This window comes from Massilia sp. BGA-UO-ETr-WB1 (genome assembly GCF_059567845.1).
Genome location: NZ_JCAQOT010000026.1, coordinates 278,557 through 298,284, shown reverse-complemented (window position 1 = coordinate 298,284; position 19,728 = coordinate 278,557). Strand labels below are relative to the sequence as shown.

The following is a 19,728-nucleotide window of genomic DNA, read 5'->3' as shown; positions in this document are numbered from 1 at the left end:
CGTTGTTGTTGTCCGGGCCTGGCTGCGGCGTTATTCGAAACCGGGCACGGGGCAGCGGCCCTGGGCTTCCAGCTCGCCGGACAGCCAGGCGTTCACCGCCTCCAGCGCGGGCGCCGCGAAGCCGTAGGTCATCAGTGCGGCGGCATCGATATCCAGCGCCTGGTAGGGATTCCACAGCGCCAGGTGCAGGTCCGGTTTCCACGTTGCGCGCGGATGGGCGCCGTAGCGCAGGCGCGAAGTGGAAGCGAGCATGGTGTAGCGGCCGTCCTGCGGCAGCGCGGACCAGTCGAAGGCGTCGGCGTCGGAATAGGTCACCAGCTCCACGTCGTACAGCTTGCCCAGCGAGGCTGCCACCACGGCGGCCGGTACGCCCGCTTCGGACACGCCGTCGCTCACCACGTCCTGGCGCGCCACCAGGCGCACCCTGGCGCCGGCGGCGGGGCGCTGCGGATTGCCGCGCGCGGTCAGGGCGCGGCGCCAACCTTCGGCCATCACCAGCCGGTCGGCCGCGTCTTCCTTGTACGAGCGCGGCTTGCAGGGATAGGCTTGCGCCAGCGCGCTCAGGCGCGCCAGGCGCTGGTCCACGGCGGCCTGCGGCAGCGAGCCCTCGGCCAGTGCGGCGGCGATGGCGTTCAAGGTTTCATCCTGCGTTTCCGGGGTGCCCAGCGCCATCACCATGTCCGCGCCGGCGACCAGCGCGCGCACGGCGGCGTTGCCCACCCCGTAGCGGCCCGCGATGGCGTGCATGTCCATGCCGTCGGTGATGATCACGCCACGGTAGTTCCACTGCTTGCGCAGCAGGCCGTCCAGGATGGCGGGCGACATGGTGGCCGGATTGCCGGCGTCGATGGAAGGGTAGACGATGTGCGCCGTCATCATCGCCGGCGCCTGCGGCGCGGCCAGCTTGAAGGGCTTGAACTCGAAGTTCTCCAGCTCGGACAAGGGCTTGTCCACGGTGGGCAGGTCGCGGTGCGAATCGACGTGGGTGTCGCCGTGGCCGGGGAAGTGCTTCACGCAGCAGGCCACGCCCTCGGCATGGCTGCCCGCCATCCAGGCCATCGCCAGTTCGGCCGCGCGCTGCGGCTCGGCGCCGAAGGAGCGCTCGGCGATCACCGGGTTGTTGGGGTTGTTGTTCAGGTCCAGCACCGGCGCGAAGTTCCAGTTGAAGCCCAGCGACTTGACCGCGCGCGCCACGGCGGCGCCGGTGCGGTAGGCCAGGTCGGTGTCGTCGGCCGCGCCCAGGCCCATGGCGGCCGGCGGCGCCGGCACCCAGGTCGAGCGCACCACGGCGCCGCCTTCCTGGTCGATGGCGATCAGCGCGTCCGGCCCCATCACGGCGCGCAGGTCGGCGGTCAGTTTGGCCAGCTGTTCGGAGTCCGTCATGTTGCCCCGGAACAGGCACACGCCACGGATGCTGTTGGTGCGGATGAATTCAGCGGTGGCCGCGTCCAGCACGGTGCCGGGGAAGCGGATCATGATCAGTTGACCGGCGATTTTTCGAAGTTCCTGGTGGTTCATTTGACTGCTCCGTCCATGCCGCGCATGAAATAACGTTGGGTGAAAAGGAAAGCTGCCAGCGTGGGCAGGATGGTGAGCACCGTGCCGGCGGCGATCACGCGGGTGCTGCTGCCGAAGGTGCCGCGCAAATACAGCACGCCCACCGATAGCGGAAACTCGTCCGGCTTGCTCATCACGATGGACGGCCAGATGTATTCGTTCCACGCCTCCACCGCCGTCAGGATGCCGACCGTGGCCAGCCACGGCGCGATCAACGGCAGCATGATGCGGGTGAAGATGATCCATTCGGAAGCGCCGTCCACGCGGGCCGCGTCGATCAGATCCTGCGGCACTTCCTCGAAAGCCTGCTTCAGCAGCAGGATGGCGACGGCGGTCACAACGTTGGGCAGGATCACGCCGGCGTAGGTGTCCACCAGGCTCAGTTTGGTGACGGTGATGAAGTTGACCAGGAAGTTCACTTCGGAAGGCAATACCAGCGTGGCCAGGATCAGGCCGAACACCAGGCGGCGGCCCTTGAAGTGCATGCGCGCCAGCGGGTAGGCGGCCATGGAGCACAGCACCAGCTTCCAGAACACCGTGAACGCGGCGATCAGGATGGAGTTCTTGAAGAAGGCCAGGAAGGGGATGACGCGGAACGCCTCCTCAAAGTTCACCAGCGACGGCGACTTGGGCCAGAAGGTGGGCGGGAAGGCGAAGATGTTGCCCTCGGTGGAGACGGCCGTCACCACCGTCCACCAGAACGGGAACACGCACACCAGCGCGATGGCGCACAGCGCGGCATAGTGCAGGACGATGCCTGGCTTGACTGCGTTCTTCATTTGCGGCTCGGCTTCAGATAGCGCAGGCACAGCATGGCGATGCCGACGCAGAATACGGAGACCACGAAACTGGCCGCCAGCGCGCGCGGCAGCTTCAGGTGCTTCAGGCCCTGGTCATAGGAGTAGTACAGCGCGGTGAAGGTGGAGTTCATCGGGCCGCCCTGGGTGAGCACGTCCACTTCCTGGTAAGCCTTCAGCGCGGCCAGCACGGACAGGATGGTGCAGACCATGATGGTGGGGCGCAGCATGGGCACGGTGATCTTCCAGAAACGCTGCCAGCGGTTGGCGCCGTCGAGGATGGCGGCCTCCTGCATGTCGGCCGGCACGGCCTGCAGCGCGGCCAGGTACATCACCATGTACCAGCCCAGGCCGCGCCACAGCGTGACGAACATGATGCAGAACAGGGCCAGGGTATCGTTCGACAGCCAGCCGATGGGTGCATCGACGAAGCGCATTGCCATCAGCACGTAATTGAGCGCGCCCTGCTCGTGGAACATGAAGCCCCACATGATGCCGACCACGGACACGGTGGTCACGACGGGCACGTAGAAGGCCGCGCGGAACAGGCGGATGCCGGGCAGCTGGTTATTCACCAGCACCGCCAGCCCCAGTGCGCCGAGCTGCACGAAAGGCACCATCAGCAGGAACACCAGCGAGTTTTTCAGGCCGGTGACGAACATCTCGTTATCGAAGATGTAGCGGAAATTATCCAGGCCGACCCAGGACGTGGGGCGGATCAGGCTGTAGTCGGTGAAGGCCAGGTAAGAGCCGAAGCCGACCGGCCAAAACGAAAACGCCGCCAGCAAAATCAGCGCCGGCGCCAGGAACAGCCACGCCGTTAGCGTGGTGCGGCGCGCGCTCACAGCACCGCTCCCACAACCAAGCCAGTCTCAGCCGCATTCGGGGTCAGACCCCCAATGCGGCTCAGCTCGCTGTGTGGCATCAGAGCCGACGGCGGAATAGCGATCTCAGCCGCAATAGGGGTCTGACCCCGAATGCGGCTCAGCTTGCTTTGGCTGGCAAGCTTCTTGTTCCAGATGGCGGCTGCGGCGTTGAGGGCTTGTTGAATGTCCTGGCGGCCGGTGACGCCGGCTTCGACGGCTTTCACCAGCGAGCGGCGCAGTTCGTCGTAGTCGGTCACGCCGGACACGTACAAGGTATGCGAGTGCGGCATCGAGACCGCGCCGGCGCTGACGGCTTTCTCGGCGGCGCCTGCGTTGGGCGGCACGGCCAGGAAGAACGGGTCGCGCGCGGCTTCGGCGGCGGCGGGGTAGACGCTGGCCTGCTTGGCGAATGCCAGCTGGTTGGCGTCGTTGGTCAGGTAGCGCGCGAATTCGCCGATCTGCGGCAGCAGCTTCTTGTCCACTCCGGCCGGCACGGCGAAGTGCACCAGCCAGCCGCCGTCGGCGATGCCGGTCGGGCCCAGCGGCGCGGGGGCCACGTCGGTCTTGGCGTAGATGTCTTTGGCGTCGGTTTCAATGCGCTTCACGGCGGTCGGCGGCGCCAGCAGCATGCCGAGGCGGCCGCCCTTGTAGGCGTCGATGGCGGCGGGGAAGTTGTCCTCGGCGAACAGGCTGTCCTTCAGCAGGCCGCCTGCCTTGTAGGTTTCGGCCAGCTTGGCGATCAGCGCCACGTGCGCCGGCGAATTGAAGGCGGCGCGGCCGTCTTTGATGACGGGCAGGCCTTGCTGCATCATCAGGCCGTCGATCTTGGCCAGCGCCGGGCACAGGCCGGCCTTGCCGGTGCGCTGCGCGATCTGGCGCGCGAAGGCAAGCTGCTCGTCCAGGCTGCGCGGGGCGCGCGTCAGGCCGGCGGCCTTGAAGATCTCGGTGTTGTAGCTGATGACGGCGACGTTGCTGTACATCGGGAAGCCGTAGGTCTTGCCGCCGAAGGTGAGGTCTTCCAGCGTGCTGGCGAGGTAGCGCTGGCGGGCGCCCTGCAGCAGCTCGTCCACCGGCGTGAGCAGGCCGTCGCGGGCGAATTCGTCGGCCCAGGGCACGTTCAGGTTCACCAGCGCGGGCGGCGTGCCGGCCACGATGCGGGTGACCAGCTTGGTCTGGATGATGTCCCACGGGAAGTCGACCCATTCGACTTTCACGCCGGGGTGGGTGGCTTCGTAGTTGCGCGCCAGGCCCTCGAAATAGGGCGTGAATTTGGGCTTCATGCTGAAGGTCCAGAATTCGATTTTTTGAACCGGCGGCGCAGCCAGGGCGCACGTTGCCGCGCCCAGGGCCATCAATGCGGTCAGCAGGGTCTTGATCTTCATCGATGGTCCGGGGCAGGGCGCGGCTTGGCGTGCTTAATTGGTCTTGGTGACTTTGCTCAGGTGGCGCGGACGGTCCGGGTCCAGCCCGCGCGCGGCGGACAGCTTGGCCGCCATCACGTAGAACGCCTGGATCGCGACGATAGGATCGAGGTCCGGCGTGGCGGCCACCGGCAGGGTCAGGTCGCGCGAGGCCACGTCGTCCGGCGCGGCCAGCAGCACGCGCGCGCCACGGCCGCGCATTTCGTCGGCCAGCGCCAGCAGGCCGGCCTGGGTCGGGCCACGGGTGGCGAAGATCAGCAGCGGGTAGCCTTCCTCGATCAGCGCCATCGGGCCGTGCTTGATTTCGGCGCCGCTGAACGCTTCGGCTTGCAGCGCCGAGGTCTCCTTGAATTTCAGCGCCGACTCCAGCGCCACCGGGAAGCTGATGCCGCGTCCCACCACCATGATGTTCTTGGCCGGGGCCAGCACGTCCAGCGCCGGCGACCAGTCGGCCTCGGTGGCCTTGGTCAGCGACTCGGGCAGCGCCTGCAGGCCGGCCAGCAGTTCCGGGTCGTTCTGCCATTGCGCCACCAGGCGCGCACCGGCCACCAGCGAGGTGATGAAGCTCTTGGTGGCGGCCACGCTTTGCTCTTTGCCGGCGCGCAGCGGCATCGACCACTCGGCGGCTTGCGCCAGCGGCGAGTCGATGTCGTTCACCAGCGCCACGGTGGTGGCGCCGCCGTCGCGGAAGTAGCGGATAGGCTCGACCACGTCCGGGCTCTGGCCCGATTGCGATACCGCGATGGTCAGCGTGTCGCGCGTGATCAGCGGCGATTTGTGCAAGGTCACCAGCGACATCGGCAGCGAGGCCACCACGCGCCCCAGCCGCGCCATGATCAGGTAGGCGATGTAGTTGCAGGCGTGGTCCGAGCTGCCGCGCGCCACCGTCAGCGCGGTCGAGAAGGGCGTGCTCCTCAATTTGCGTCCCAGGTCCGCGTAGCGGTCCGCGTCGTTCGCCAGTTGCAGCGCGACGCATTCAGCGGCGGACAGGGCTTCTTTAAGCATCATTGAGGTCACAACGTTCTCCTTCGATATATACGGCTTTGAGTTTGAGATCGCGATCCAGTACCACCAGATCGGCATACGCGCCCGCCGCCAGGCGGCCGCGTTCCTGCAGGCCGATGTAGTCGGCCGCGTTGGTTGACACCCGGGCCGAGGCATCCGCCAGGTCCAGTCCGAGTCCGACCAGGTTGCGCAGGGCCTGGTCCAGTGTGAGGGTGCTGCCGGCCAGCGTGCCGTCGGGCAGGCGCACGCCGCCCATGCATTTGTGGACGATGTGCCGGCCCAGCATGTATTCGCCGTCCGGCATGCCGGTGGCGGCGGTGGAGTCGGTGACGCAGTACAGGCGCGGTATGGCGCGCAGCGCGGTCTTGATGGCGCCGGGGTGCACGTGCAGCAGGTCCGGTATCAGTTCGGCGTATTCGGCGTGCGCCAGCGCGGCGCCCACCATGCCGGGCTCGCGGTGGTGCAGGCCGCTCATGGCGTTGAACAGGTGCGTGAAGCCGGCCGCGCCGTGCTCCAGCGCCGCCACGCCGTCTTCGTACGATCCCAGCGTGTGGCCGATCTGCACCCGCATGCCTTCGTCGGCCAGTTCGCGCACCAGGCCGAGATGGCCGGCGATTTCAGGCGCCACGGTGATCACGCGCAGCGGCGCCATGCTTTCCAGGCGCTGCACTTCGGCCAGGGTGGCGGCGCGCGCGAAGTTGGGCTGCGCGCCGAGCTTGCCGGAGTTGATGTACGGGCCTTCAAGGTGGGCGCCCAGCACCCGCGCCTCGTTCTTGCCGCGCTGGCGCACCGCCTTGCCGATGGCCGTCAACGCGATGTCGATGTCTTCCGGCGGCGCGGTCATGGTGGTGGCCAGCATGCTGGTGGTGCCGTGCTGCGCATGGATTCTGGCGATGGTGTGGACCGCGTCGCCGCCTTCCATCACGTCCTTGCCGGCGCCGCCGTGCACGTGCAGGTCGATGAAGCCGGGCAGGATGTAATCGTCGCCGTTCTGCTTCGGGTCCACCGCCGCGCCGTTGATGCCGGCGATGCGTTCGCCGAACGAGATTGCGCCGCTCAGCCAGCCGGCCGGGGTCAGGATATTGCCTTGGATCGTTACATCGCTCATCTGCGCGACTCCGCTACAAATTCATAATAATCGCTGCGGCAGTAGGAGTGCGTAAGCTCCACCGCTGCGCCGTTTTCAAGATAACTCACGCGCGTGATATGCAGCATGGCCTCGCCGGGCTGGATGTTGGCCAGCTTGGCTTGTTCGGTGGTGGCGTTGACCGCGCGGATGTGCTGCAGCGCGCGCATCGGCACCGTGCCGTTGGCTTCCAAGAAGCCGTACAGGGAACCCGTCACGCTGTGCGGGTTGGGCATGTAGGTGGCCGGGATGGTGGTGGTTTCAATCGCCATCACCACGTCGTCGGCGGTGCGCAGGCGCTTCAGGCGCGCCACCGCCATGTTGGGCGACAGGCCCAGCGACAGCAGTTCCAGCGGCGCCGCCACGCCGATCTCGCGCTGCAGCCAGCGCGAGCCGGCCGTGAAGCCGCGCTGGCGCAGCTCTTCGGAGAAGCTGGTCAGGCGCGACAGCGGCTGTTCCAGTTTCGGGGTGATGTAGGTGCCGGAGCCGCGCTTGCGGGTCAGCATGCCGCGGTCGCACAGCATGTCGATGGCCTTGCGCGCCGTGACCCGCGAGATGTCGAGCATTTCAGAGAGCACGCGTTCGGACGGCAGCGCCTCGTTGGCGCGCCAGTCGCCGCTGGCTATGCCGTCGGACAGCTTGTTGGCCAGCTGCATGTACAGCGGCGTGTCGCTTTCATGGTCCGGCCTGAAATCGCTCAACTGGTCTAACACGGGTGGCTCCTTGCTCGGGGTTTGCTCAGGATTTGCTGCTCAGGGGTTGCCGTCAGGGTTTGCCGCTAGGGTTTGCTGAGGTGCTGCTGGATCAGCCGCAGCGCGCCGGCGGCCGAATCGCCCTGCGGCGCCACGATGCGCTGCAGCAGCCCGGACGGCAGGTAGGCGCGCAATGGCTCGCCCAGGCCGCCGCACAGCGCGATCGGCAGCTTGCCGGAAGCGTCCAGCGCCTGCGCGATCAGCGCTACCTGGCGGCCCGCTTCCAGCAGGATGGCGCGCGCCACGTCGTCCGTGTCGGCATGCTGGAGCACGATGCGCGCCAGGTGCGCATAATGGGTCTGCGTCGCGTTGGCCAGCCACACCTGGATGGCGTTGCGTTCGCCGCCGCAGGCGTTGATGACGGTGGCGGCGAAGGCGCCGCCTTCGGCGCGGCCGTCGATCACTTGCTGGATATGGTTGATGGCGCGCAGGCCGATCCAGGCGCCGCCCGCTTCGTCGCCGGCCGGGAAGCCCCAGCCGCCCACTTCCTTGCGGCTGCCGTCGGCCAGCAGGATCTCGCCCACGCTGCCGGTGCCCAGCGCGATGATGGCGCCGGGCCGGCCCTGGTGCGCGCCCAGCACGGTGGTGTAGGCGTCCGTTTCCAGGGCCACCGCCGCGTAGCCGGGATTGGCCGCCACGAAGTTGGCCGCCCACTGGCGGTTATGTACGCCCGCCAGGCCGAGGCCGACGGCGATGCGCTCGCGCGCAGGGTAGTCCAGGCCGCTGGCCTTGAAGGCCTTCGCGGCCGCATCCTCGACCGAGGACCACGCGTTCTTGATGCCGTGCAGCAGGCCGGATGGACCGCTGTCGCCTTCGCCCAGCGCTGCGCCGTTGGCGCGCATCAGGCGCACCCGGGTACCGCTGCCGCCGCCATCGACGCCGATTAAGAATTCGATCATGTTCATGTGTGTGTGAGGAGCTGTGGGGCACTATATGGTTGCCTAACCAGCTTGTCAACAGGTATTTAACTGGTATTGTATTTGGGGTAAGTGGACTTGCTTTCCAGGGCGGCAATTGTTTGCTAAGTTAATGTTTTGTAAGGATAAAATATTTTGTTGCGTTGGTATTGAATCTGGTCTGGCATAAGGCCAATTTTCCGGGCCGTAAACGCAAAAACGCCCGGCTCCGGGCCGGGCGTTCGGGAAAGTCTGGCTGGGCGGACCCTCGGGCCCGCCTCCACCGTCAATTGTCGCGGCCAGGTTTCACGCCGCTGCGATCTATCATCACCATGCGCGAGCCTTCCATGCTGGACGGCTTGCCTTCGGTGTTCAGTTTGCCCTGCACGTGGACCCAGGCGCTGCCCGGGCCGCGCACCACCACGTCGGCCTGTTTGGCCACCAGGCCGCTGGCCTGCAGGTTGCCGGAGCCGCTCAGGCGGGCGTTCAGGTTGGCGGTGTTGCCGTCCAGGTGGACCTGGCCGGGGCCGGTCATGGTCACCTTCACGTCCTTGCATTCGGCCCAGGTCTTCAGCTCGCCCGAGCCGCGCACTTCGGCGTCCAGCGTGTCGCTCACCTTTTTCAGGAAGATGTTGCCCGGGCCGCGGTTGCGGGTGACGGCGCGCGCCACCACCAGGCCTTTGGCGTCCAGGTCGCCCGAGCCGTTCACTTCGGCGCTCAGGGTATTGCTGGTGCCCGACAGTTCCACGCTGCCCGAGCTGTCCAGGATCACGCGCACATTGTTGCTGGCCAGGCCGCGTGCGCTCAGGTCGCCGGAACCGTGCACTTCGGCGTCGAATTTCTTGATGTTGCCGGCGATGCAGGCGTTGCCCGAACTGCGCAGCATGGCGCTGGCGTTTTCCACTGCCAGGCCGCACGCTTCCAGGTCGCCCGAGCCGGTGATTTCAGCGCGGATTTCCTTGCTGCTGCCGCCCAGGGTCACGCTGCCGGAGCTGTGCATCAGGGCGTTGACGGTGTTGGTGCGCAGCTCGGTCGCGTCCAGGTCGCCCGAGCCGCTCAGTTCGGCGTTCAGGTCCATGCTGATGGCGCCGGCCTGCACGTCGCCGGAACCGCTCATGTGCAAGTTCACGCTGCCGCTTTTCAGCTGCCGCATGTCCAGGTCGCCGCTGCCGCCGGCCTTCACCACCAGGTTGCCGACCGCGCCGCTGGCTTCCACGTCGCCGGAGCCGCTGGCGGTCAGCGCGAACTGCTGGCCTTTGATCATGTCGGCGCGCACGTCGCCGGAGCCGCCTGCGGTCAGGCTTTTCAGGCCGGCCGCGCTGATGCGCACGGTAGGCGGTTCGGCGCTTTTGCCGAAGTGGAAGGAGAAGCCGCTGCGCTTGACGGGGCGCACGATCAGCGTGCCGTTCTCCACCACGGTTTCCAGGTTGTCCAGCTGTTTGCGGGTGCCGCGCACTTCCACCGCGCGGCCGCCGTCGTCCTTGATGACCACGTTGAAGGGACCGGCCAGTTCGATCGCCGTGAACGCCGCCACCGGGCGCGATTCGCTGGCGACAGCGCTGGAGGGGGCGGTCTCCGCGAGGCTGGCCTGGGAGATGGCGCCGCCCGTTACCAGCAGGGAGACCATGGCCGTTTGTTTGATCAGCTTATTCATATAGTTTTCACACTGTAGTTTTCACCCAGGGGGCGGGAAGTGTGTGAACAATATGATAAAAAGCGCCAGGCGGTGGGCGGAATGGGACGAAAGCGCAAAATCGCGGGATCAACTGCAAAATAGCGGCGCTGAAATGCAAGCGCCGCGCAGGCCGGGCAGGGGGTTACTTGGCGTAGAAGCTCAAGTCCCTGGACAGCGTGCTTTCGTGGTTGCGCACGGCTTCGACGGCTTCGCGCTGGACTTCGGCGCGCGAGCGGCCGCTGTCCTTCTTGGCCAATGCGGCGGGAACGGCCGCTGCCGTGGCGACGCCGGCGGCGGCTGCCTGCGCGGCGGCGCTGGCCAGCAGCACCGGCGCCGGCTTGGCTTCGGCTTGCGCGTCGGTCTTGGCGGGCGCGTCGGAGGCGAACGCCGAGGCGGTGGTCAGCATGGTCAGGGCGGCAATCAGCTTCAGCGATTTCATGGTCTGGCTCCGGTGGGGAAAGGGTTGAGTCCAGTGTATCCAATGCGATTGGGGTGAAAAAGGCGCATAATCGCAATGCACAATTTCACGCTCAGCAATGATCGCCGTCCTACAGATTTCGCTGTTTCATACCGTTAAGTTATGTAGCGGCATCGCCACGGTAAATAGCAATGCCCGGGCGTAGAGCTGTCATAATGACTGCAGAGCGTCGCCGGCAGAGCGCATGCCAGGCCGGGAAGGAGAATCAGCATGATCAAATACATAGGGACCAGGAAAACCAGTGAAGGCGGTACCCTTTATGTTTTCCTGATAAATGGGTTGCAAAAAGAGGTGCGGGAAAGCGCGCTGAAGCAGTACCCCGGCTGCTACGACGCCTTGCCGGCCGCCGCCAAGGCCAAGATCAGCGCCAACCGCGCCTGGATGTCCAAAATCTAGCAATGCGGTTCCTTACCTCTCCCTCTTCAGCCGTCTTCGCGCTGAGCCTGCTGCTTGCCCTTTCCGCCCAAGCCGCGCCGCCCACCACCTTTGGCACCGTCATCGGCAGCGGCCTGCTGTGCCGCGACGAAACCAGCAACCGCTACTATTACGACTACATGGTCAAGTTCTTCGGGCCGCCCTACAAGCGCGAAGGCGGCGCCTGGTGGTTCCGCACCGAGGACGCGCGGCTGTGGGGCACGGAGATCGTGGAAGTGATCGTCAGCGACGACACCTGGCCCATGGTGTTCGTCGGCGCGGTGGCCGAAAGCACGCCGGAACAGCTGGAAGAAGCCATCATTGCCCAGGATGGGCTGCGGTATGCGAAAATTGACAGTTCGCGCTATCCGGTGCGGCAGGCCAAACCTGGCAGCCGCATCGTGTATGCCGACCGCAGGGCCAAGATATACTGCGCCAAGTTCAAGCCGCTGCCGCCCGCCCTGCGCTGACGGCAGGGCCGCACCGCGGGCTTGGCCGGGCGTTCATCCAGGGACACCATGTACACGCAATTTTTCAATCTGAAACAATCGCCGTTTTCCATCGCGCCCGACCCGCGCTATCTGTACATGAGCGAACGCCACCGCGAGGCGCTGGCGCACTTGCTGTACGGCGTGGGCAGCGGCGGCGGCTTCGTGCTGCTGACCGGCGAGATCGGCGCCGGCAAGACCACCGTGTGCCGCTGCTTCATGGAGCAGATTCCGGACAATTGCCAGCTGGGCTACATCTTCAATCCCAAGCTGTCGGTGGAAGAGCTGCTGCTGTCGGTTTGCGACGAGTTCCGCATCACGCTGGCGCCGCAGGGCGCGGGCGCGGTGAGCGTCAAAGGTTATGTGGACGCCATCAACAAGCACCTGCTGGAGAGCCACGCGCAGGGCCGCAACAACGTGCTGGTCATCGACGAGGCGCAAAACCTGTCGGCCGACGTGCTCGAGCAGCTGCGCCTGCTGACCAACCTGGAAACCAGCGAGCGCAAGCTGCTGCAGATTATCCTGATCGGCCAGCCCGAGCTGCGCGCCATGCTGGCCCGGCCCGAGCTGGAGCAGCTGGCCCAGCGCGTGATCGCGCGCTACCACCTGGGCTCGCTGTCGGTGGAGGAGACCGGCAGTTACATCGGGCACCGGCTGGCGGTGGCGGGCGCGGTTGGCGCGGCGCCGTTCCCGGCCGGCCTGATGCAGCAGGTGCACCAGCTCACCAAGGGCGTGCCGCGCCGCATCAACCTGCTGTGCGACCGCGCCATGCTGGGCGCCTACGTTGAAAACGCGCAGCAGGTCACGCGCACCATTTTGCGCCGCGCCGCCGCCGAGGTGTTCGCAAGCGAGGCCGGTCCGGTGCCGGCGAAGCGGCTGTGGCCGGCGGTTGCCGCCGGCGTGCTGGCCGGCGCCGCGCTGACCGCCACCGCCGCCTGGCAATTGATGCCGCATGGCGTGCCTTTCGTGGCGCCTGACAGGACAGGGCAAGCGGGCGCGCTTCCGGCCTCGGCTGCGCATGCCGCAGGAGCGCCGGCCGCCGCCACCGGTGCGCCGCTGCCGGCATCGCAGCGGATTGCGCAGCCGATGCCGGCGCCAGGCCCAGCGTCAGGCCCGGCGGCAACCTCGGATCTTGCGCTGCGGCAGATGGCGGCGCTGTGGGGCCAGACTGTGCCGGCGGGCGAGTTTTGTCCGGCGGCGGCGAAGCTGAACCTGCGCTGCCTGTTCGGCAAGGGCGGCCTGGACGATCTGCGTCTGCTGGACCGGCCTGCGGTGCTGAAGCTGATCGACGATCCGGTGGCGCCGCGCTTCGCGGTGCTGACCGCGATGGACGGGCAGGGCGCCACGCTGGAGATCGCGGGCAAGCGCGAGACGGTGCGGCTGGACGCGCTGGCCGCCAGGTTCGACGGCAGCTTCATCACGCTGTGGCGCGCGCCGCGTGCTTGGCGCGACGAGGTGTCGGCCGGCGATCATGGGCCGGATGTGGACTGGCTGGCCAAGCGCCTGGCCGCGCTGAGCGGCGCGAAAATGCCGCAGGAAAACCGCCCGATGGATGCGGAGACCCAGCGCCTGTTGCGCGAATTCCAGCTCAGCCAGAGCCTGAAGGCGGACGGCGTGGCGGGACCGAAGACTTTTATCAGGCTGAACCAGGTGGGCGGCGTGAACGAACCGCGCCTGCTGGCGGCGGCTAAGCCCGGCGTGGCCGTGGCGGGGAAATAATATGTCGTACATACTTGAAGCGCTGAAGAAGGCGCAAGCGGAACGCCAGCTGGGCGCCACGCCCACCATTCACGCGCCGACGCTGGACGCCGCCAGCGCTCGCGGCGCGGCCGGCACGCAGTGGAAACCGCTGGCGCTGGCTGCCGGAGCGCTTGTCATCGCCGGCGCCGCCGTGCTGGTGTGGCGCCAACAATCCGCCCCTGCCGCGCCCGCATCCGCCGCACCCGCCGCCGTGCCCGCCGCGCCCGGTGCCGGAACGCTGGCCGGCGCCGGATCGCCTGTCGCGGGTGCCGCCGCGGTCCCTGCGGCGCTTGCTGGACCCGCGCCCGGAACCGCCGCCCCTGCCGGCGCCCTCCCTGCGTCTCCCGCCGCCACCGTCGGCGCAGCAGCGGCCCCTGGCGCCCCCGCGTCAGCCCTCGCGCCGGTGCCGCAGCCCCAAGGCGCCGCGTTGCCGGCGAATCGCGTTGCCGCATCGCCGGCCCCATCCGCCGCGCCCTCGCCAGCCGCACCGCCTGCGCCGCCGCTGCAAGCCGCTGCCGAACCAGTCAGGCCCGCCCAGTCCGCGAAACCCGCGCCGGCCGCCGTCGCCGAGGCCGCGGAAGAACCGGTGCAGCTGCTGCGCGACTTGCCCGAACCGATACAGCGCAGCATCCCTCCCATCACCATGGGCGGCTATATGTACTCCAAGAACCCTGCCGACCGCCTGCTGCTGATCGACAAAATATTGCGCCGCGAAGGCGAGGAGGTGGCCCCCGGCCTGGTGCTGGAGAAGCTCCTGCCGAAAGCCGCCATCTTCACCTTCAAGGGCTACCGCTACCGCGTGCCGTACTGAAAGAATTTCTGATGCACCAAGACCTCCCCGCACTTCCCGGCAACGTTATCGGCATCGTCGGCACTTCCGGCAGCGGCAAGACCACGCTGCTGGAATTCCTGGTGGCGCAACTGGCGGCGCGCGGCCTGCGCGTCAACATCATCAAGCATAGCCATCACGACCTGGAGCTGGAGCCGCCGCGCAAGGATTCCGCGCGCCTGCGCATGGCCGGCGCGGCCGAAGTGATGGTGGCCTCGCCTTATCGTTTCGCCATCATCCAGGAGCTGCGCGGCGCGCCCGAACCGACGCTGTACGAGCAGCTGGCCCGCCTGGCGCCAGCCGACCTGACCCTGGTCGAAGGCTTCAAGTCCTACCCCTACAACAAGCTGGAGGTGTACCGCCCGCAGGCGGGGCGCCCGCCGCTGTACCCGTCCGATCCGCACATCGTGGCGGTGGCCTCGGACCAGCCGCCGCCGGACCAGTTGCGCGACGGCCTGGACTGGCTGGACCTGAACGATCCGCCGGCCATCCTGGCCTGGCTGCAGCGGCGCGTGAAAATAATTTCGCCGGCGCCCTAAAGCTTCCTGAAAATCGTCCGTAAATAGGGGATAGCCGATAGTGGAGGAAGCCATGGACGTTTCAGGAATTGCACGCGTAGCAACCAGCATTGCAGATACCGGCCTCAAGCAGGACGTGGCCTTGGCCGTGCAGAAGAAAGCCCAGGATGTCCAGGCATCGAGCGCCCAGGCGCTGATCGAAGCGATCCCTCCTGTGCCGAAGGCGTCCAACCTGCCGTCCAATCTCGGCAACACGATCAATACCACGGCGTAAACGCCGCCGCGCTTTCTTGCGCACCAGCAAGCCCGGATTCACCGCTCGGTGACGCCGGGCTTTTTCTTTTGTAAATTCAAGAAAATATGTAAGGATGCGAACTCGGTGGGCGACTATGCCTCAGTCGCAGACTTCTGCGCACCGAGAAAGAACCTTACTTTATAACCGTCGTTACCCTAGGAGATAGTCATGAACAAACGTCAAGCCCTGATCGCCGCCGCCCTGGCAACCGTCTGCAGCGCCGCTACCGTTTCCGCTTCGGCCATGGAAGCTGCCGCCGACAAGGAAAAATGCTACGGCGTGGCCAAGGCAGGCCAGAATGATTGCGCCTCGTCCAACGGCACCCACTCCTGCGCAGGCCAGGCCAAAGCCGACAACGCTCCTACCGAGTGGAAATACGTGGCCAAGGGCACCTGCGAAAAAGCCGGCGGCAAGACCACCGCGCCAGCCAAGTAAGCGCATCAACCTTAGCTTTCCGAGGAGCCGCCATCATGCCGCGCGACGCCCATCCATCCCAGGCGCTGGGCGTTGGCGTCGGCCTGAGGACGCCGCATTACCGCCGCTTCCTGGAGCAGCGGCCGGATGCCGGCTGGCTCGAAGTCCACACCGAGAACTATCTCGACCGGGGCGGCTGGGACTGGCATGTGCTGCAGGCGTTGCGGCGCGACTATCCGGTGAGCCTGCACGGCGTGGGGCTGGGGCTGGGTTCGGCACGCGGCTTTTCCGGGCCGCATCTGGAACGCGTGCGGGAACTGGTGCGGGCGGTGCAGCCGGCGCTGGTGTCCGAGCATTTGTGCTGGGGCGCGGTGTTTGGACGGCATCTGAACGACTTGCTGCCGCTGGCCTTGAATGCCGCTGCGCTGGATTTGCTGAGCGAGCGCGTGCAGCGCGTGCAGGACAGGCTGCAGCGCCCGATTTTGCTGGAAAACGTGTCCACGTATGTGCGCTTCCGCGACGACGCCATGAGCGAGGCGGAGTTCCTGGCCGCGCTGGCGCGGCGCACCGGTTGCGGGCTGCTGCTGGACATTAACAATTTGTACGTGAATCAATGCAATCACGGCGAGGACGCGCTGGCCGCGATCGCCGCGATTGCCCCGGGCACGGTGGGGGAGATCCACCTGGCGGGCCACCTGGCGACGCCGGATGCGGTGATCGACCACCATGGTGCTGCCGTCGCCGAGCCGGTATGGGCTTTGTACGAAGCCGCGCTGCGCCGCTTCGGCCCGCTGCCCACGCTGATCGAGTGGGACACCGATATTCCCGAGCTGGAGGTGCTGCTGGGCGAGGCGGACAAGGCGCGCGCAATGTCCGGCAAGCTCGCCGGCGCCGAAACGCTGCGGGAGCCCGTGCCGCCGCCGGGTGCGCCGGCTGCCGCCGCAGGCGCCGGCCACGCGCCCGCTGTGCCAGCCGCGCTGGCCGGGTTGGCCGGACTGGCCGATAGCCAGCAAGCCTTCGCCGCCGGCCTGCTCGACGCCGCCGCGTCCGGGCCCGCGCTGGCTGCCCTGCAAGGCGGTGCCAACGAGCAGCGCTACGCCCTGTACCGCGGCAACCTGGCCGTTACCTGGAACAAGACCCTGTCGAACGCCTACCCGGTTATCGCGCAGCTGGTGGGCGAGGAGTTCTTCGGCGGCCTGAGCGGTGAATACGGCCGCGCGCACCCGTCCGCCAGCGGCGACCTGAACCAGTTCGGCACCGGCTTCGCCGCCTTCCTGGCCGCCTTCCCGCACACGGCCGACCTGCCGTACCTGCCCGACATGGCCAGGCTGGAATGGGCGCTGCACCGCGCCCATTACGCGGCCGACGCGCCGGCCCTGTCGGCCGCCGACGTGGCCGCCGTGCCGCCCGAGCGGATGGAAGAGGCGCACCTGCCGCTGCGCCCGGCCTGCAGCCTGCTCGGATTCAACTGGAACGTGGTGCAGCTATGGCTGGCGCATCAGCCTGGTGGCCCGCCGTTCCCCGCCAGCATGGACGCGCCCAGCCACGCGCTCATCACCCGCGCGCACTGGAAAACGGCGGTGCTGCCGCTCAGCGCTGCCGGCCACGCCGCGCTGGCCGTACTGCACGGCGGCGGCAACTTCGGCGCCGCGCTGGACGCTGCTTTTGAGCTCGACGAGGCCTTTGACGTCGCCGCGCACCTGCAGCAATGGCTGGAGCACGCCGTGTTCAGCGGCATCCGCCCCCCGCATTGACCCCGCAGCCGCCGGCTGCTTCAACCCCGAATCGAGACCGACATGAAAAACCTGTCTGCATTGCATCGCCTGTCCACCCGCTACGACGCCGCGCTGAGCGAGTGGGGCGGCTCCCTGGCCAGCCTGGCGATCCGCCTTTACGTCGGCTGGCAGTTCCTGAAAGCCGGCATGACCAAGCTGAATGACTGGAGTTCCACGCTGGCGCTGTTCCGCGACGAATACAAGGTGCCGCTGCTACCGCCGGACCTGGCTGCCTACCTTGGCACCGGCGGCGAACTGCTGCTGCCGTTGCTGTTGTTCGCCGGGCTGTTCTCGCGTCCGGCCGCATTGGCGCTGTTCTGCGTCAACGCGATGGCGGTGGTCTCGTATCCGCAGCTGTTTGGCTTTGAATGCCCGGCGGCCATCAATGACCATTTCTACTGGGGCGCGATGCTGCTGGTGGTGGTGATGTTCGGTCCGGGCCGTTTTTCGCTCGATGCATTGATCGGGAAGAAACGGCCGGCTTAAGAGGCAGGGGCTACCGGAAGGCGCGCATCAGTTTGGCTTCGCCGGTGCTGTCGCGGTGATGCAGGCTGGCGGCGTGGGTGGCAGCGATCATGCGCGCCAGTTGCGCGTCTTCGAAACGCGCCAGTTCTTCGGTGGCGGCCTGCAGCGCCTGGGTGAGCTTCGCGCGCGCGCTCTGGTACAGCGCGCTGGTGTGCTGGTCGGTGTTTTTCAGGAGTTCTTCCGCGTTTTCGATCACTTGCCGCAAATCGCCGATCAGGCGCTCCTGGGTTTGCAGCTTTTGTTCAGGGCCGTCCATGGCGATCCCCCTCCGGCTGGTTGAGCAATATCACCGCGCGGAGCAGGTCCAGCCCGCCCCACCTTCAGCTTAGCAATTGATTGCCCAAATGCAAGATCTATTGTAGTTGCGATCCCTGCCTTGCCACTCAAGCCCGATCAAGCGCCGTCCGCGCCGCTGTCACCCTCGACGCTGATGCGCACATCGCCTACGCTGACTTGCTGACCCGCGCGTATCTTGCAGGTCTTGCGCAATTCCTGCTTGCCGTCGACTTTCACCTGGCCGCTGGCCACCAGCACCTTGCCGGCGCCGCCGCTGTCGCACAGGCCCACGTTCTTCAACAGCTGGTTCAGTTCGATGAATTCCGACGTCAGTTCAAAACTAACCTTTTGCATTTATTTTATCCTTTGTCGCGATGACGTGTTGTTCAGTTATCAAAAAAATCACCCGAAGCGCACAGGCTCAAGCCTTGGCGTTGGGCTGCGTCATCTCCAGCGGCACGATCCACTGGTCGAACTGTTCCGCGCTGACGAAACCCAGTGCCAGCGCCGCTTCCTTCAGTGTCGTGCCTTCATGCTGCGCCTTCTTGGCAATTTGCGCGGCGCGATCATAGCCTATATGCGGCGCCAGCGCAGTGACCAGCATCAGCGACCGTTCCATCAGCTCGCCGATGCGGCCGAGGTTGGCCTCGATGCCCTGCGCGCAATGGTGGTCGAAGCTGCGCATGCCGTCCGCCAGCAGGCGCGCGCTTTGCAGGAAGTTGTGCGCGATCAGCGGTTTATAGACGTTCAGCTCGAAGTTGCCGGAGGCGCCGCCGACGGTAATGGCGACGTCGTTGCCGAATACCTGGCAGCACAGCATGGTAACGGCTTCGCACTGCGTGGGGTTGACTTTGCCCGGCATGATGGAGCTGCCCGGCTCGTTTTCCGGGATGGTGATCTCGCCCAGCCCGGAGCGCGGGCCGGACGCCATCCAGCGCACGTCGTTGGCGATTTTCATCAGCGCGGTGGCCAGGGTCTTCAAGGCGCCGTGCGCGGCCACCAGCGCGTCGTGCGCGGCCAGGGCGGCGAACTTGTTGTCGGCGGTTTCAAAGGGCAGCTGCAAACGGTCCGCCAGCTCGGCGGCGATGCGGGTGGCGTATTCCGGGTGCGCGTTCAGGCCGGTGCCCACCGCCGTGCCGCCGGCCGCCAGTTCCAGCAGCGGGGGCAGGGCGGCGGTGATGGCCAGGTCCGCGTAGTCCAGCTGGGCCACGTAGCCGGAGAATTCCTGGCCCAGCGTGAGCGGCGTGGCGTCCTGCAAATGGGTGCGGCCGATCTTGACGATATCGGCGAAAGCCTTGGCCTTGGCGTCCAGCGTGGCGCGCAGGTCGCGCAGCGCGGGCAGCACGGCGTGCGCGATGGCGTTGGCCGAGGCCACGTGGATGGCGGTGGGGAAGATGTCGTTGGACGACTGGCCCATGTTCACATGGTCGTTCGGGTGCAGCAGGCGTTTTTCGCCGCGCTCGCCGCCCAGGATTTCCGAACCCCGGTTGGCCAGCACTTCATTCATGTTCATATTGGACTGGGTGCCCGAACCGGTCTGCCACACGGCCAGCGGGAATTGGGCGGCGTGCTTGCCGGCCAGTACCTCGTCGGCAGCCTGGGTGATGGCGGTGGCCTTGGCGTCCTCCAGCAGGCCGAGGTCGAAATTGACGCGGGCGGCGGCGCGCTTGACGCTGGCCAGCGCATGGATCAGCTCGGGCGGCATGCGTTCGGTGGAGATGGCGAAGTGTTCCAGCGAGCGCTGGGTTTGCGCGCCCCACAGCTTGTCTGCGGGAACGTCAATCGGGCCAAAACTGTCGCGCTCGGAACGGGTGCTCATGGATGCCTCTCGTGATGGAATATGCAATTAGTGTAGCGCAGAGTCCAATTTCCGGCGCAGGA

At 66.8% G+C, this 19,728-nt stretch carries 22 protein-coding genes; 9 read left to right on the top strand and 13 right to left on the bottom strand.

The features are described 5' to 3' along the window. Positions 1–30 precede the first annotated feature (30 nt). The 10 genes from nagZ to AC56DV_RS23720 all read right to left on the bottom strand — a co-directional run bounded on the left by nagZ (position 31) and on the right by AC56DV_RS23720 (position 10,534). Positions 31–1,518, bottom strand: coding sequence for a beta-N-acetylhexosaminidase (nagZ, locus tag AC56DV_RS23765; RefSeq protein WP_496316689.1), 1,488 nt, complete (start codon positions 1,516–1,518; stop codon positions 31–33). Then, positions 1,515–2,336, bottom strand: a complete 822-nt coding sequence (locus AC56DV_RS23760; RefSeq protein ID WP_496316688.1) for a carbohydrate ABC transporter permease — start codon at positions 2,334–2,336, stop codon at positions 1,515–1,517. Before AC56DV_RS23760 ends, nagZ begins: the two co-directional genes overlap by 4 nt. Beyond that, positions 2,333–3,199, bottom strand: a complete 867-nt coding sequence (locus AC56DV_RS23755) for a carbohydrate ABC transporter permease (protein ID WP_496316687.1) — start codon at positions 3,197–3,199, stop codon at positions 2,333–2,335. The genes AC56DV_RS23760 and AC56DV_RS23755 overlap by 4 nt, the downstream gene beginning before the upstream one ends. After that, on the bottom strand, positions 3,196–4,602 hold the full coding sequence (locus tag AC56DV_RS23750; protein ID WP_496316686.1) for an ABC transporter substrate-binding protein: 1,407 nt from the start codon (positions 4,600–4,602) through the stop codon (positions 3,196–3,198). Before AC56DV_RS23750 ends, AC56DV_RS23755 begins: the two co-directional genes overlap by 4 nt. A 33-nt stretch (positions 4,603–4,635) precedes the next feature. Further along, a complete protein-coding gene (locus AC56DV_RS23745; protein WP_496316685.1) occupies positions 4,636–5,649 on the bottom strand; it encodes an SIS domain-containing protein in 1,014 nt (337 codons plus the stop codon). Next, on the bottom strand, positions 5,639–6,754 hold the full coding sequence (nagA, locus tag AC56DV_RS23740) for an N-acetylglucosamine-6-phosphate deacetylase (protein ID WP_496316684.1): 1,116 nt from the start codon (positions 6,752–6,754) through the stop codon (positions 5,639–5,641). The genes AC56DV_RS23745 and nagA overlap by 11 nt, the downstream gene beginning before the upstream one ends. Continuing rightward, complete coding sequence (locus tag AC56DV_RS23735; RefSeq protein WP_200954133.1) at positions 6,751–7,485, bottom strand: GntR family transcriptional regulator; 735 nt, start codon at positions 7,483–7,485, stop codon at positions 6,751–6,753. The genes nagA and AC56DV_RS23735 overlap by 4 nt, the downstream gene beginning before the upstream one ends. 65 nt (positions 7,486–7,550) lie before the next feature. After that, positions 7,551–8,423 carry a glucosamine kinase nucleotide-binding domain-containing protein gene (locus tag AC56DV_RS23730; RefSeq protein WP_496316683.1) on the bottom strand — a complete coding sequence of 291 codons (873 nt, stop codon included), beginning with the start codon at positions 8,421–8,423 and terminating at the stop codon, positions 7,551–7,553. 283 nt (positions 8,424–8,706) lie between these two features. Continuing rightward, positions 8,707–10,074, bottom strand: coding sequence for a GIN domain-containing protein (locus AC56DV_RS23725; RefSeq protein WP_496316682.1), 1,368 nt, complete (start codon positions 10,072–10,074; stop codon positions 8,707–8,709). 163 nt (positions 10,075–10,237) lie between these two features. Then, entirely contained in the window at positions 10,238–10,534 is a 297-nt protein-coding gene (locus AC56DV_RS23720) for a hypothetical protein (RefSeq protein WP_496316681.1), read from the bottom strand. A 249-nt stretch (positions 10,535–10,783) separates the two neighbouring features. On the opposite strand from AC56DV_RS23720, the gene AC56DV_RS23715 reads away from it, so the two are divergent. From AC56DV_RS23715 to AC56DV_RS23675, 9 genes are all read left to right on the top strand, one after another. Beyond that, on the top strand, positions 10,784–10,969 hold the full coding sequence (locus AC56DV_RS23715) for a hypothetical protein (RefSeq protein ID WP_057158965.1): 186 nt from the start codon (positions 10,784–10,786) through the stop codon (positions 10,967–10,969). Positions 10,970–10,971: 2 nt separating this feature from the next. Continuing rightward, positions 10,972–11,457 carry a hypothetical protein gene (locus AC56DV_RS23710; RefSeq protein WP_496316680.1) on the top strand — a complete coding sequence of 162 codons (486 nt, stop codon included), beginning with the start codon at positions 10,972–10,974 and terminating at the stop codon, positions 11,455–11,457. Between the two features lie 48 nt (positions 11,458–11,505). Continuing rightward, entirely contained in the window at positions 11,506–13,194 is a 1,689-nt protein-coding gene (locus AC56DV_RS23705) for an ExeA family protein (RefSeq protein WP_496316679.1), read from the top strand. A 1-nt stretch (position 13,195) separates the two neighbouring features. Beyond that, a complete protein-coding gene (locus AC56DV_RS23700) occupies positions 13,196–14,026 on the top strand; it encodes a general secretion pathway protein GspB (RefSeq protein ID WP_496316678.1) in 831 nt (276 codons plus the stop codon). Between the two features lie 11 nt (positions 14,027–14,037). Beyond that, positions 14,038–14,583, top strand: a complete 546-nt coding sequence (gene mobB, locus AC56DV_RS23695) for a molybdopterin-guanine dinucleotide biosynthesis protein B (protein WP_496316677.1) — start codon at positions 14,038–14,040, stop codon at positions 14,581–14,583. A 52-nt stretch (positions 14,584–14,635) separates the two neighbouring features. After that, positions 14,636–14,836 carry a YjfB family protein gene (locus tag AC56DV_RS23690; RefSeq protein ID WP_057158960.1) on the top strand — a complete coding sequence of 67 codons (201 nt, stop codon included), beginning with the start codon at positions 14,636–14,638 and terminating at the stop codon, positions 14,834–14,836. Positions 14,837–15,025: 189 nt separating this feature from the next. Continuing rightward, positions 15,026–15,292, top strand: a complete 267-nt coding sequence (locus AC56DV_RS23685; protein WP_496316676.1) for a BufA1 family periplasmic bufferin-type metallophore — start codon at positions 15,026–15,028, stop codon at positions 15,290–15,292. 35 nt (positions 15,293–15,327) lie between these two features. After that, entirely contained in the window at positions 15,328–17,025 is a 1,698-nt protein-coding gene (bufB, locus tag AC56DV_RS23680) for an MNIO family bufferin maturase (RefSeq protein ID WP_496316675.1), read from the top strand. A gap of 42 nt (positions 17,026–17,067) precedes the next feature. Beyond that, on the top strand, positions 17,068–17,532 hold the full coding sequence (locus AC56DV_RS23675; protein ID WP_496316674.1) for a DoxX family protein: 465 nt from the start codon (positions 17,068–17,070) through the stop codon (positions 17,530–17,532). 10 nt (positions 17,533–17,542) lie between these two features. Here the strand turns inward: AC56DV_RS23675 and AC56DV_RS23670 are convergent, their stop codons facing one another. From AC56DV_RS23670 to fumC, 3 genes are all read right to left on the bottom strand, one after another. Continuing rightward, complete coding sequence (locus AC56DV_RS23670; protein ID WP_496316673.1) at positions 17,543–17,827, bottom strand: DUF883 family protein; 285 nt, start codon at positions 17,825–17,827, stop codon at positions 17,543–17,545. Between the two features lie 137 nt (positions 17,828–17,964). Further along, positions 17,965–18,201, bottom strand: coding sequence for an RNA-binding S4 domain-containing protein (locus tag AC56DV_RS23665; protein WP_056403114.1), 237 nt, complete (start codon positions 18,199–18,201; stop codon positions 17,965–17,967). Positions 18,202–18,268: 67 nt separating this feature from the next. Beyond that, entirely contained in the window at positions 18,269–19,666 is a 1,398-nt protein-coding gene (fumC, locus tag AC56DV_RS23660) for a class II fumarate hydratase (protein ID WP_496316672.1), read from the bottom strand. Positions 19,667–19,728 lie beyond the last annotated feature (62 nt).